At 71.6% G+C, this 11911-nt stretch carries 13 protein-coding genes; 6 read left to right on the top strand and 7 right to left on the bottom strand.

The annotated features are described in order from the left end of the window. Positions 1–200 precede the first annotated feature (200 nt). Positions 201–623 carry a hypothetical protein gene (locus tag ACJ5H2_RS07530; RefSeq protein ID WP_408898951.1) on the top strand — a complete coding sequence of 141 codons (423 nt, stop codon included), beginning with the start codon at positions 201–203 and terminating at the stop codon, positions 621–623. Between the two features lie 19 nt (positions 624–642). On the opposite strand, the gene ACJ5H2_RS07535 is transcribed toward ACJ5H2_RS07530, so the two are convergent. The 5 genes from ACJ5H2_RS07535 to sodN all read right to left on the bottom strand — a co-directional run bounded on the left by ACJ5H2_RS07535 (position 643) and on the right by sodN (position 4209). Further along, positions 643–1464 carry an RNA polymerase sigma factor SigF gene (locus ACJ5H2_RS07535; RefSeq protein WP_408898952.1) on the bottom strand — a complete coding sequence of 274 codons (822 nt, stop codon included), beginning with the start codon at positions 1462–1464 and terminating at the stop codon, positions 643–645. Next, positions 1461–1883 carry a hypothetical protein gene (locus ACJ5H2_RS07540; RefSeq protein WP_408898953.1) on the bottom strand — a complete coding sequence of 141 codons (423 nt, stop codon included), beginning with the start codon at positions 1881–1883 and terminating at the stop codon, positions 1461–1463. The genes ACJ5H2_RS07535 and ACJ5H2_RS07540 overlap by 4 nt, the downstream gene beginning before the upstream one ends. A gap of 106 nt (positions 1884–1989) precedes the next feature. Continuing rightward, complete coding sequence (locus tag ACJ5H2_RS07545) at positions 1990–2553, bottom strand: hypothetical protein (protein WP_408898954.1); 564 nt, start codon at positions 2551–2553, stop codon at positions 1990–1992. Positions 2554–2731: 178 nt separating this feature from the next. Continuing rightward, a complete protein-coding gene (locus ACJ5H2_RS07550) occupies positions 2732–3571 on the bottom strand; it encodes a hypothetical protein (protein WP_408898955.1) in 840 nt (279 codons plus the stop codon). Positions 3572–3783: 212 nt separating this feature from the next. Next, positions 3784–4209: a superoxide dismutase, Ni gene (gene sodN, locus ACJ5H2_RS07555; protein ID WP_408898956.1), complete on the bottom strand. Its 426-nt coding sequence runs from the start codon at positions 4207–4209 to the stop codon at positions 3784–3786. Between the two features lie 58 nt (positions 4210–4267). On the opposite strand from sodN, the gene ACJ5H2_RS07560 reads away from it, so the two are divergent. From ACJ5H2_RS07560 to ACJ5H2_RS07575, 4 genes are all read left to right on the top strand, one after another. Next, positions 4268–4591 (top strand): S24 family peptidase, encoded by a 324-nt coding sequence (locus ACJ5H2_RS07560; protein WP_408898957.1) that lies wholly within the window; start codon positions 4268–4270, stop codon positions 4589–4591. Between the two features lie 130 nt (positions 4592–4721). After that, positions 4722–5837, top strand: a complete 1116-nt coding sequence (locus ACJ5H2_RS07565) for an NADP-dependent malic enzyme (protein ID WP_408899599.1) — start codon at positions 4722–4724, stop codon at positions 5835–5837. A 57-nt stretch (positions 5838–5894) separates the two neighbouring features. Beyond that, positions 5895–6869, top strand: coding sequence for a zinc-binding dehydrogenase (locus ACJ5H2_RS07570; RefSeq protein WP_408898958.1), 975 nt, complete (start codon positions 5895–5897; stop codon positions 6867–6869). A gap of 356 nt (positions 6870–7225) precedes the next feature. Continuing rightward, positions 7226–8710, top strand: a complete 1485-nt coding sequence (locus tag ACJ5H2_RS07575) for a DHA2 family efflux MFS transporter permease subunit (protein ID WP_408898959.1) — start codon at positions 7226–7228, stop codon at positions 8708–8710. A gap of 90 nt (positions 8711–8800) precedes the next feature. Here ACJ5H2_RS07575 and ACJ5H2_RS07580 read toward each other — a convergent pair whose 3' ends face one another. Both ACJ5H2_RS07580 and ACJ5H2_RS07585 read right to left on the bottom strand, forming a co-directional pair. Beyond that, positions 8801–9889 carry an alpha/beta hydrolase gene (locus tag ACJ5H2_RS07580; RefSeq protein WP_408898960.1) on the bottom strand — a complete coding sequence of 363 codons (1089 nt, stop codon included), beginning with the start codon at positions 9887–9889 and terminating at the stop codon, positions 8801–8803. Between the two features lie 74 nt (positions 9890–9963). Then, positions 9964–10590 carry a TetR family transcriptional regulator gene (locus tag ACJ5H2_RS07585; protein WP_408898961.1) on the bottom strand — a complete coding sequence of 209 codons (627 nt, stop codon included), beginning with the start codon at positions 10588–10590 and terminating at the stop codon, positions 9964–9966. Positions 10591–10719: 129 nt separating this feature from the next. Between ACJ5H2_RS07585 and ACJ5H2_RS07590 the strand changes: the two genes are divergently transcribed. Next, positions 10720–11883: a ferredoxin reductase gene (locus ACJ5H2_RS07590; protein WP_408898962.1), complete on the top strand. Its 1164-nt coding sequence runs from the start codon at positions 10720–10722 to the stop codon at positions 11881–11883. The last annotated feature ends 28 nt before the right edge of the window (positions 11884–11911 follow it).

Below are 11911 nucleotides of genomic sequence, written 5' to 3' on the forward strand. Positions count from 1 at the left end.
GCCCTCTTCTTTCACTACCGGGGGTGCCCTTCGACCGGGCACGCATGAAGCCGCAAAAGTGAACGGCTTCACGATCGCTCCCGCAAGGTTTCCAAGGATTGCCCCGCGAATCAAGCGATTCGGGTGGTCTGTTGGGTCACAACCGCATGCTGGACCCCCGCCGGCGCTCGGCCCGAGCGACGACGGCCTAGGCTGCGGCCGTGACCGAAGGGCCGACCGACCACCCCGCCGACGCCGCCGCGAGCCCCCCGCCGCCGCTGACGGTGGCCGCCTCGCTGGCCGCCGTGCAAGGGCTCGTGCTGCTCGTGGTGGCCGTGCTGGAGCTGGCCAGCGTCTCCTCGGACCGCGTGGGCCTCGGGCTGTCCACGTCGCTCTTCTTCGCGGCGTACGGCGTCGTCCTCATCGGTGCGGCGTTCGCGCTGTGGCGTCGGCACGGCTGGGCGCGCGGCCCGGTCCTCATCACCCAGCTGATCGTGCTGGGGCTGGCCTGGAACCTGCGCGAGCACGTCCTCGCCGCCCTCGGCCTCGCGGTCGTGGGCCTGGTGGTCGTCGCGGCGCTGGTCCATCGCGACACCCTCGCCGCCCTCGACGACCGGCCCGGCGCCGCGCGCGGCGAGGACTGAGACGGGGCCGCAGCGCCTCCTACGCCTCCGCCTCCAGCGACTCCCGCAGCTGGGCGAGGGTCCGGGTGAGCAGGCGGGAGACGTGCATCTGCGAGACGCCGATCTCCTCGGCGATCTGCGACTGGGTCATGTTCTTGAAGAAGCGGAGCAGCAGGATCTTCTTCTCGCGCGGCGGCAGGTTCTCCAGCAACGGCTTGACCGACTCGCGGATCTCGACGTGCTCGAGGGCCTCGTCGTCGATGCCCATCGCGTCGAGCATGCTCTGGCCGGCGCCCCCGTCGGAGTCGTCGTCGGAGGCGTCGAGCGAGAGGGTGGAGTAGGCGTTGCTCGACTCCAGGCCCTCGACGATCTCCTCGACCGAGCAGCCGATCGACTCCGCGAGCTCGCGGGGGGTGGGGGAGCGTCCCAGCGACTGGGTCAGCTCGGCGGTGCTGGCGCTGATCTGCATGCGCAGCTCCTGCAGCCGGCGGGGTACCCGGATCGCCCAGCCCTTGTCCCGGAAGTAGCGCTTGATCTCGCCGATGATGGTCGGCGTCGCGTAGGTCGAAAACTCGACCCCGCGGTCGGTGTCGAAGCGGTCGACGGACTTGATCAGGCCGATCGTGCCGACCTGGACCAGGTCCTCGTAGGGCTCGCCCCGGTTGCGGAACCGGCGCGCGCAGTGCTCCACGAGGGGCATGTGCAGGTGGACCAGCGACTCGCGGGCGACGTCGCGCTCGGCCTGCGACGACAGGTCGTCGCGGAAGGTGTCGAAGAGCTGGGCGCTGCGGCGGCGGGTCAGCTCGATGTTCGTCGGCGGCCCCCCGTCCTGGACGCCGTCCCGAGACAGGTCGGTGGTCATGACGCCAGCGAGGACCGAACGAGCAGTCGGACGGAGTAGTGGCCCGGGACGGCGTCGATCGCGGCCTCGTCGGCGAGGGTCGCGAGGACCTGCCACCCGAAGCTCTCGTAGTCGGGGGCGCTCGGTGCCTGGGCGGCGGCGGCGATGGTCAGCGCCAGGGCGCTGTCGCCCAGTGCGAAGCCGCACTCCAGCACGGCGCCGGGGTCGGCCTCGTCGAGCACCATCGCGGCCGCCTCGGAGACCGCGATCCGAAGGTCCTCGATGTCGTCCATCGTGAAGTCGAGGCGGGCGGCCAGTCCGGCGGTCAGCGTGCGCAGGACCGAGGCGTAGGCGCCGTCGGCGGGCAGGCGCAGCTGGACCTCGTCCGACCGGCCGGGGGCCGTCGTACCACCGACAGCAGGGCTGCTCGTCTCGGACATGCCGCAATCCTCCGGGTAGGCGTGGAAACCAGGTGGGACGACCCTACGCCAACGGCCGTGCCCGGCGAGGGCACGGCCGTTGGTCGAGGACGGGTCAGGGACGTCGTCAGTCGCGCAGGTCGCCGAGACCCAGCAGGTCGAGCAGGCCGGTCTGGTCGAGCAGGTCGATGACCGCCTCGAGCCCGAGGGTCCGGACCAGGTCGCCGAGACCGATGCTGTCGAGCAGGTCGCCGACGTAGTCGAGCAGGTTGTCCTTGTCCGGGGTGCCGATCGGCGCGATCTCGCCGCGCTGGCAGGCGGCGTAGGCCGACGCCGTCGAGGTGGCGATGGTCGCGGCCTGGGCGCGGAAGAGGCGCGCCTGGCGGATCTTCTTGCGCTTCGCCTTCAGCTTCTTCTTGAGCTTCTTCTCGAGCTTGACGGCGTGGGCCTTCTTGGCCTTCTTGATCTTCTTCTTGAGCTTCTTGATCTTCTGCTTGAGCTTGACGACCTTGGCCTGCGCGTCCGCGTGGGCCTTCTGCGCGCTCTTGGCGACGTTCTCCTGGAGCGTGCAGCTGGGCGCCGCCTGCGCGGGGGCCGCCGACGGTGCGGCGGACGCCACGGGGGCGGCGGTCAGCGTGAGGCCGAGTGCGACGGCGACGCCGAGGATCAGCTTGAACAGGGCACGGTGCATGCCGGAATCTCCCTCAGGGTGAGCCGGCCGTCCTCGTGCCCCCCACGACGGCCGGATGATGGCGCCGGGCGGATCACGGATGCCCGGCTCGGAGGAGAGCCTAGGGCATGTGGTACGGGTTCTATGACAGGGCCCCGGGACGAACGTCCCGGGGCCCTGCAGGTTCAGCTGGTCGCGATCAGCACACGCCCGGGAGCGGGAGGATGGCGCACAGCGGGTTGTCGCCGCCGCTCGGCAGGCCGGGCAGGCCGGGCAGGCTCGGCAGGCCCGGGATGCTCGGCAGGCCACCGTCGGTCGGCAGGTTGCCGATCAGCAGGCCCAGGATCTGGTCCAGGCCGTCGAACACCGGGTCCAGGGCGACGACGAGGTCACCGAGGCCGAGGTTCGTGAGCGTGGTCTTGATGATCTGGATGAGACCGGCCGGGTCGTTCAGGCCCGCGTTGAGGGCGTCGCACAGCGGCTGGGCCTCCGGGAACTGAGCGCACAGGGTGTCGAACGGCGTACCGGTGCCGCCGACGCCCGGGAGGTTGCCGAGCGCGTCACACAGCGCCTGGAGCTGCGGGACGGCGTCGCACAGCGCCTGGATGGGGCTGGAGCCGGTGACGGGGGCCTGGGTGCCGCCGGAGGTGCGGCAGGCCACGAGCGCGGCAGCCGTGGCGTTGCGCTGGGCCGCGGCCTGGTCGCGGTAGGCGATGCCCGCCTTGCGCGCCTTCTTGGCCTTCTTCAGCTTCTTCTTGAGCTTCTTGATCTTCTTGGCAGGCGCGTGGTTCTTCTTGGCCTTCTTCAGCTTCTTCTTGAGCTTCTTGACCTTGGCGTCCGCCTTGGCGACGTATGCGTTGGCCGCGTTGTAGTTGTTGGTCGCGTTCACGTAGGCGTTGGCCTGGCCGGTGCAGTCGGCCGCGGCGGCCGCCTGCTGGACCTGCGCCTGGGGCGCGGCCTGGGCGACGGGCGCCGACGTGAGCGTCAGGCCGAGCGCAACCGCCAGGCCGATCATGATCTTGAAAAGGGCGCGATGCATCGCGGCTTCTCCCTCCGGATGGTGTGGGTCCCCCCGACCCGTGCTCCCTGGTCGGTTGGCGATTTCAGTGCAGACAACGACGTGCCTGACCTGCCGTCACGCTAGGGGAGGAAGGACTTCCGTGGGGCCGAAAACACAGGCCGCACGCCCGAAATGGACGTGCGGCCCGTGTGGCCTGGGCCTTGTGGCCCGTGCGGACTAGTCCGTTGTGATCAGGCCTTCTTGGTGGCCCAGAAGATCTCGGCGATCTCGTCGATCTTGGCGAGCAGCTCGTCGGCCTTGGCCGGGTCGAGGGTGCCCTTGGTCCCGGTGGCGCCGGCGAGCTTGGTGGCCTCGTTGACCAGGGTGTGCAGCTGCGGGTAGGCCTCGAAGTGCGGGGGCTTGAAGTAGTCGGTCCACAGCACCCACAGGTGGTGCTTGACCAGCTCGGAGCGCTGCTCCTTGATGAGGATGGCGCGGGTGCGGAAGTCGGGGTCGTCGCTGTCGAGCGCCTTGGCGATCACGGCCTTGATCGACTCGGCCTCGATGCGGGCCTGGGCGGGGTCGTAGACGCCGCAGGGCAGGTCGCAGTGGGCGGAGACGTCCACGGTGGGAGCCAGGACGGCGGCGCGGAGGGTCGCGGTGAGACGGGAGAACATGTCGGTCCTCTCAGAAGTTCAGACGGGCAGGGAAATGCTGCCTGCGACACTACTCGCCATGGGTCGGGGGACAACGGGAGGTCGGCGCCGGGTCGGCATGGCGGTCGTCCGCGGCGCGTCGATGACCCCCGCGCTCCGCCCCGGACAGCGCCTGCTGGTGGTGTACGGCGCGCCCGTGCGCGCCGGGAAGGTCGTCGTGGCCCGCTTCGCCGACGGCACGCTGGCCGTGAAGCGCGCCGCGGAGCGGCGTGCCGGCGGGTGGTGGCTGCTCAGCGACAACGCCGCCGCCGGCGTCGACTCCCGCCACCGCGGAGTCGTGCCGGACGACGACGTCGCGGGCGTCGTACGAGCCCGGCTGTGGCCGTGGCCCCGGCTGCTGTGACCCGTCCCATGCGGACACCTCCGCGGCGCACCCCGTCGGTGTGAAAGGATGAACGACCGTGGCTGACGTCGTTCCCTCCCCCCACCCGCGCGCGGGTGAGCCGGTCTTCGATCTGCACCTCGGCGGGAAGATGGCGACCGTACCCACGGCCGACGTCAGCACCCGCGACCAGCTCTCGCTGGCCTACACGCCCGGCGTGGCCGAGGTGTGCGAGGCGATCGCGGCCGACCCCGCGCTGACCCGGCACTACACCTGGGTGCCCAACACGGTGGCCATCGTGACCGACGGCACCGCGGTGCTCGGCCTCGGCGACATCGGTCCGGCGGCCGCGATGCCCGTGATGGAGGGCAAGGCCGTGCTGTTCAAGCAGTTCGGCGGCGTCGACGGCGTCCCGATCTGCCTGGCCACCACCGATGTCGAGGAGATCATCGAGACGGTCGTGCGCCTCGCGCCGAGCTTCGGCGGCATCAACCTCGAGGACATCTCGGCGCCGCGCTGCTTCGAGATCGAGGACCGCCTCAAGGAGGCCCTGGACATCCCCGTCTTCCACGACGACCAGCACGGCACGGCGGTGGTCACGCTGGCCGCCCTCGTGAACGCCCTCGAGCTGACCGGTCGCACGCCCGAGTCGACCCGGGTGGTCATCTCCGGCGCGGGCGCCGCCGGCGTCGCGATCGCCAAGATCCTCCTGGCCGCCGGCATCAAGGACATCGCGGTCACCGATCGCAAGGGCGTCGTGAGCTCCGACCGCACCGACCTGACGCCGTCGAAGAAGGCGCTCGCCGAGCTGACCGCCGACCAGTGCGGCCGGCGCGGCACCCTGGCCGAGGCCTTCGACGGGGCCGACGTCTACATCGGCGTATCCGGCGGCACCGTGCCCGAGGAGGTCGTCGCCACCATGGCCGACGACGCCATCATCTTCGCGATGGCCAACCCCAACCCGGAGGTGCACCCCGAGGTGGCGCACCGTCACGCGCGGGTCGTGGCCACCGGCCGCTCGGACTTCCCCAACCAGATCAACAACGTGCTCGCCTTCCCGGGCATCTTCCGCGGCGCCTTCGACGTCCACGCCAGCGCGATCACGGAGAGCATGAAGGTCGCCGCGGCGGACGCGCTGGCCGCACTGGTCGGCGACGACCTTTCCGAGGACCTGGTCATCCCGTCGCCGTTCGACCCGCGGGTCGGCCCGGCCGTCGCCGCGGCGGTCGCCGAGGCCGCGCGCCGCGACGGCGTCGCCCGGATCTGAGGTCACCCTCCGAACGGGGGGCCTGGGCTCCCGTCGGGCTCGGTAGGGTCGGGACTCGTGTTCGCCGTCTATGCCGACTCCTTCGCCAGCTCCGCCGACGACCCGCTGACCGGCCTCGTGGTCGGCGAGCGTCCCGACCCGGTCGCCCCCGACGGGTGGACGACGGTCACCGTCAAGGCGGCCTCGCTCAACCACCACGACCTCTGGTCCCTGCGGGGCGTCGGCCTCAAGTCGGAGGCGCTGCCCATGATCCTGGGCTGCGACGCGGCAGGCTACGACGAGGACGGCAACGAGGTCGTCGTCCACGCCGTCGTCTCCGACCCGGGCTGGACGGGCGACGAGACACTCGACCCGCGCCGCTCGCTGCTCTCGGAGCGGCACCAGGGGACCTTCGCGGACAAGGTCGTCGTACCGACGCGCAACGTCGTGCCCAAGCCCGCGTCCATGTCCTTCGAGGAGGCGGCCTGCCTTCCGACGGCCTGGCTCACGGCGTACCGGATGCTCTTCACGCAGGGCGACCTCAAGGCGGGGGACACCGTCCTCGTCCAGGGCGCCGGTGGCGGCGTCGCCACCGCGCTCATCGCGCTCGCTCGCGCCGGGGGACTGCGGGTCCTGGCGACCAGCCGCGACGAGGAGAAGCGCGCCCGGGCCCTCGAGCTCGGCGCCCACGAGGTCTTCGAGTCCGGTGCTCGGCTGCCGGTCAAGGTCGACGCCGTCATGGAGACCGTCGGTCGCGCGACCTGGTCGCACTCCATCCGCGCCCTGCGCCCCGGCGGCCGCATCGTCATCTCGGGCACCACCTCGGGCCCGAACCTGGACGACGCCGAGCTGACCCGCATCTTCTTCCTCCAGCTCAGCGTCATCGGCTCCACCATGGGCACCCGCGGCGAGCTCGCCAGCCTGGTCACCCTGCTCGACAGCACCGGCCTGCGCCCCGTGATCGACCGGGTGCTCCCGATGACCGACGCGCGGGACGGCTTCGCCGCCATGGCGCAGGGGGATGTGTTCGGGAAGATCGTGTTCACGCGCTGAGCGCGCGACAGTTTCACCGGCCAGCCGGTGAAACTCACGCTTGGACGAAGAAGTTTCATCGTCCAAGCGTGAGTTTTGTCGTCCAACCTGGACAGTTTCACCGGCCAGCCGGTGAAACTTGTGGCTCCTGGGACTTGGCGAGGCCTTTTTAACCATTGGCGGGAATGCCTGCCGGTGGGGGACGATTGACTCCTGTCAGCGCCCGGCGCGGCAGGCCGATGAATTTCCTCGGCTCGCCGTGTCGAATCGGTGGGTGCAGGTTCGTCGTTCAGATGAAGCGACGGCCCGCCCGCACCGCCCCGGCGTCACCTGGTCGGCCACCGCTGGACCATGCCACACAACCGATAGGACCTGTCATGACTGCGCCCTCCGGATCCGCCGAGGCCGGCGACATCGCCGACCTCGAGCAGGAGCTCACGAGCGTCCCGGCGACCCCGGGACGGACTCCGCTCGTCATCAAGCTGCTGGTCGCGGCGACCTTCGTCGTCATCCTCAACGAGACCACCCTGGTCAACGCCGTGCCGCGGCTGATGGCGGACTTCCACATCAGCGAGACGACGGCCCAGTGGTCGCTGACGGTCTTCATGCTCACCATGGCCGCGGTCATCCCCGTGACGGGCTGGTTCCTGCAGCGGGTCACCACGCGGACGGCGTACGCCACCGCGATGCTGACCTTCAGCGCCGGCACCCTGGTCGCCGCCCTCGCCCCGACCTTCGGCGTGCTCCTGGTCGGCCGGGTCGTCCAGGCCGGTGGCACCGCGGTGATGATGCCCCTGCTCATGACCACGCTGATGACCGTGGTGGCGGTCGAGGACCGGGGACGCGTGATGGGTCAGGTCACGCTCGCCATGTCCTGCGCCCCGGCGCTGGGGCCGGCGGTGTCCGGTGTGCTGCTCCACTTCGGCTCGTGGCGGCTGATCTTCGTCGTCGTGCTCCCCATCGCCGTGCTGGTCGGCTTCTTCGGGTTCCGCCAGCTGGAGAACGTCGGCGAGACCACCCGCAGCCCGATCAGCTGGCTCAGCGTCCTCCTCGCCGCGGGCGGCTTCAGCACCTTCGTCTACGGCCTGAGCAAGGTCGGCAACGCCGAGTGGCCCGAGCCCGCGCTGCTCATCGGTGGCGGTGTCGTGCTGATCGCGGCCTTCGCGGTCTACCAGCTGGTCCTGCAGCGCGGCGAGCGCCCGCTGATGGACCTGCGCACCCTCAAGCACCGCAACTTCGCGGTGTCGCTGGTCCTGATGTCGGCTGGCTTCATGGCCTTCCTCGGGTCGATGCTGCTGCTGCCGCTCTACCTGCAGAACCTGCGCGGTCTCAGCGAGCTGCAGACCGGCCTGCTGGTCATGCCCGGCGGTCTGGCGATGGGCCTGCTCGGCCCCCAGGTCGGCAAGATCTACGACCGGATCGGCTCCCGGCCGCTCGTCATCCCGGGCTCGGTGGCCATGGTGGCGCTGCTGTTCGGGATGAGCAGGATCGGCGTCGACACCCCGTACGCCGTCATCCTCGCCCTGCACGTGGCGCTGATGGCCAGCCTGGCCACCGTGTTCACGCCGGTGTTCACGATCGGCCTCGGCGACCTGTCGCCGCAGCTGTACTCGCACGGCAGCTCGCTGCTCGGCACCCTGCAGCAGGTCGCGGGCGCGATCGGTACCGCGCTCCTCGTGGTGATCATGACCAACCGCACCGAGAGCCTGGCCGAGTCCGGCAGTGCTCCGGCCGACGCCTTCATGGGCGGCCTGCAGTGGGCCTTCTTCACCGGCGCCGCCATCGGCCTCGTCGTGATCGCGATGGCGCTGCTGCTGCCGTCGAAGGTCGAGGCTCCGGAGGGTGCTGCCGCAGGGCACTGACACGCTGCGCGAGAGGCGCGGGAGTCACCGCTGGAGCGGCGATTCCCGCGCCTCTTGCCCCCTGCAGCGGTCAAGAAGCGCCGGAGCCGGTCAATGAGCAGCCCCGGCGGGGGCCGGGATCCCGTCCAGGAAGGCGTCGAGCAGGGGCCAGCTGAGCTCGCGGGCGCGCGGCCCGGCGACCAGGCCGAGGTGGCTCAGCCCGTCGGCCGCGGCGTACCGGGCACCCGGTACGACGTCGGCGCCGGCGCGGACGGCGGGGCCGTCGGCGATGTTGTCGGTCGCGCTGCCGATGAAGAGCACGGGGGTGCGGACGTCGGCGAGCCGGACCGCCCGCCGGCGGCTCAGGTGGACCGTGCCGGTCGCGAGCTCGTTGCGCACCATGAGGCGGGTGTGGATCTGGTGGTAGGCGCGGCCGGGGTAGCCGGGCATCTCGCCGATGAACGCGTCGACGGCGGTGGTCCGGGCGAGCGCCTCGGTGTCGAGGATGTTCTTCGCCAGGTGCACCGCCTTGGTCAGCTCGCGCTTCGGCGCCATCGCGCGGTAGCTGGCGCGCACCAGGTGCCGGGGGACGCCGCCGAGGGCCGCGGTCGGGGCCGTGACGGCGCGGGTGCCGAGCATTCGGTCCGCCATGACCAGCGGCTGGATGGCGGGGATCTTGGTGTAGTCGACCGGCGTGCCGAACGCGGTCAGGGACCCGATCGGGAGGTCGGGGTGGGCGGCGGCGGTGAGCAGGCTCAGGGTGCCGCCGAGCGACCAGCCGACGAGGTCCACGCCGTCCGCCTCGTCGCCGCCGGCCGCGTGGTCGGCGAGCACGGCGCGGAGGGCGGTGGGAAGGATGTCGTCGATCCACGCCTCGAAGCCCATCGCGCGGTCCGCGAAGGTGATCCGCCCGTAGTCGACCAGGTACGTCGCGCGGCCTTGCGCCAGCAGGTGGGCGGCCAGGCTCTGGCCCGGGCGCAGGTCGAAGCAGCGCGCCGACACCGCCAACGGAGGCACGAGCAGGACCGGCCGTCGGGCGCGGGCCGACCGCGTCCGGTCGTAGCGCAGGAGCCGCCGGTGCGGGGCGTCGGAGAGCACGGTGGCCGGTAGGCCGTCGTACTGCTCGACGCCGTCGCCGAGGGGGGAGATCGCCCAGGCGTTGCGGGCGGCGGTGCTGAGGAGGTCGGCTGCGGTCGGCACCGCGACATGGTGTCGGCCCACCGCCACGGGCGTCCACCGAACGTGACGAGCGCGACGCCGGACGCCGGGGACGGTCAGGGCGTCCGCGAGCGCCAGTTCCGCGCGCCGACCAGCATCATCCGCAGCTGCGTGCGGGCGGCGGCGGCCACCCGCTCCTCCGCGGCCGAGCCGGGGGCCGTGCCGAGCAGCCGCTCGGCGGTGGTCACCATCGCCGCGACGATCAGCTCGGAGAGCACCTGCAGGTCCGCGGCGCTCCAGGCGTCCGTGCCGGGCAGGTGGGCGAGGTCGATCGCCAGCTCGCGCTCGGCCAGCTCGATGCCGCGGGCGATCGCGTCGCGCACCGCCGCCGGCCCGGCGAACCGCTCGCGGGCGATGAAGCCGTAGTGCGCGTGGTCCTTGCGCACCTGCTCGACCAGCACCGCCACCGAGCCGTCGATGATGGTCGCGGCGTCCTCTCCCGCCGCCCGGCGCAGCTCGCGCAGCAGCACGCGGAGGGTGTCGAGCGCCTCCTCGACGAGCGCCAGGCCGAGATCCTCGATCGAGGGGAAGTGCCGGTAGAAGGCGGTCGGGACGATGCCGACCTCCTTGGCGACCTGGCGCAGCGAGAGGGCGACCAGCGCGGAGCCCTCGGACAGGTCCAGCGCGGCGTCGAGGATGGCGCGGCGGGTCCGCTCCTTGCGCTCGACGCGGGTCTCGGTCATACCCGGATCCTACGTGAGTGTACATGTGTGCACTGTCACGCGGTGGGGTCGTTGACCATCGCCACGTCCAGCGGTCAGAGTTTGAGAGTACAGACGTACACCGAAACTTCCGCCAACGAAGGAGGCGCGATGTCCGCGCTCATCTCTCCGCCGGCCCCCGGCGTCCCGGGGCGGCTGGCCGGGCGGCTCCTGCGCTCGCGGCTGGCCGCGGCCCTCGCCACGCCGCACGGCGTCGACCGCTATCTCGAGCGGTTCAACCCGATGTGGGCTGCGCACGAGGTCCGTGCGCAGGTCGTCGCCGTGCACCGGGAGACGTCCGGCGCCGCCGGCTCCGCCCCGGTCGCGACCTTGACCCTGCAGCCCACCGCCACCTGGCGCGGTCACCGCGCCGGCCAGCACGTGCTCGTCGGCGTCGACCTGCCCGGCTCCGGCCGGCGGCACACCCGGGCGTTCTCGATCTCCTCGGCCGCCTCCGGGCCGGGGGAGCAGTTCACCCTCACCATCCGCGCCCACGACGAGGGCCAGGTGTCGTCGTACCTCGTCCGCGAGGCGCGGCCCGGCCAGCTGCTGCACCTGAGCCAGGCCCAGGGCGAGTTCACGCTGGTCGAGAGCCCGGCCACCCCGACGATCAGCCGGCTGGTGTTCATCACCGGCGGCTCCGGGATCACCCCCGCCATGTCGATGGTGCGGACCCTGCTGCGTGACGGGTACGACGGCCACGCGGGGCGCAAGGTCACCTTCCTGCACTTCGCCCGCAGTCCCCAGGACCAGATCTTCGCAACGGAGCTGGCGCAGATCGCGGCCGCCGACAACGGCGTCGACGTGCACCTGCGCTACGGCGACCAGCTGTTCAGCGAGTTCGAGCTGCGCCGCCTGGTCCCGGACTTCCGCGAGACCGACACGTGGCTGTGCGGCCCCGCCGGCCTGGTGGAGCTGGTCACCGCGGCCTACACCGACGCCGCCGGCGAGCTGTCCCCGCGTCTGCGGATGGAGTTCTTCAAGCCCGCCGTGGCGCGCGCTGCGGCCGGGGCGGACGCCGTCGAGGGCGAGGTGTCCTTCACGCGCTCGGGAGTCACCGCCACCGCGACCGGCGCGAGCCTGCTCGAGCAGGCCGAGGAGCTCGGTCTGCGGCCCGAGTACGGCTGCCGGATGGGCATCTGCTTCTCGTGCACCCGTACCAAGACCGCGGGGACCGTCCGCAACGTCCTCACCGGCGAGGAGTCGTCCCTGCCGGACGAGGAGATCCGCATCTGCGTCACCGCCGCGAGCGGCGACTGCCACATCGACCTCTGAACATTCCGCAGCAACCCCTGCACCGATC

The sequence above is a fragment of the Nocardioides pymetrozini genome, assembly GCF_046058985.1.
Classification (GTDB): domain Bacteria; phylum Actinomycetota; class Actinomycetes; order Propionibacteriales; family Nocardioidaceae; genus Nocardioides.

Coding starts and splice junctions, on each gene's coding strand:
- ACJ5H2_RS07535 (WP_408898952.1), bottom strand. CDS start 1,464: ATGACCACCGACCTGTCTCGGGACGGCGTCCAGGACGGGGGGCCGCCG.
- ACJ5H2_RS07540 (WP_408898953.1), bottom strand. CDS start 1,883: ATGTCCGAGACGAGCAGCCCTGCTGTCGGTGGTACGACGGCCCCCGGC.
- ACJ5H2_RS07545 (WP_408898954.1), bottom strand. CDS start 2,553: ATGCACCGTGCCCTGTTCAAGCTGATCCTCGGCGTCGCCGTCGCACTC.
- ACJ5H2_RS07550 (WP_408898955.1), bottom strand. CDS start 3,571: ATGCATCGCGCCCTTTTCAAGATCATGATCGGCCTGGCGGTTGCGCTC.
- sodN (WP_408898956.1), bottom strand. CDS start 4,209: ATGTTCTCCCGTCTCACCGCGACCCTCCGCGCCGCCGTCCTGGCTCCC.
- ACJ5H2_RS07560 (WP_408898957.1), top strand. CDS start 4,268: ATGGGTCGGGGGACAACGGGAGGTCGGCGCCGGGTCGGCATGGCGGTC.
- ACJ5H2_RS07565 (WP_408899599.1), top strand. CDS start 4,722: ATGGCGACCGTACCCACGGCCGACGTCAGCACCCGCGACCAGCTCTCG.
- ACJ5H2_RS07575 (WP_408898959.1), top strand. CDS start 7,226: ATGACTGCGCCCTCCGGATCCGCCGAGGCCGGCGACATCGCCGACCTC.
- ACJ5H2_RS07585 (WP_408898961.1), bottom strand. CDS start 10,590: ATGACCGAGACCCGCGTCGAGCGCAAGGAGCGGACCCGCCGCGCCATC.
- ACJ5H2_RS07590 (WP_408898962.1), top strand. CDS start 10,720: ATGTCCGCGCTCATCTCTCCGCCGGCCCCCGGCGTCCCGGGGCGGCTG.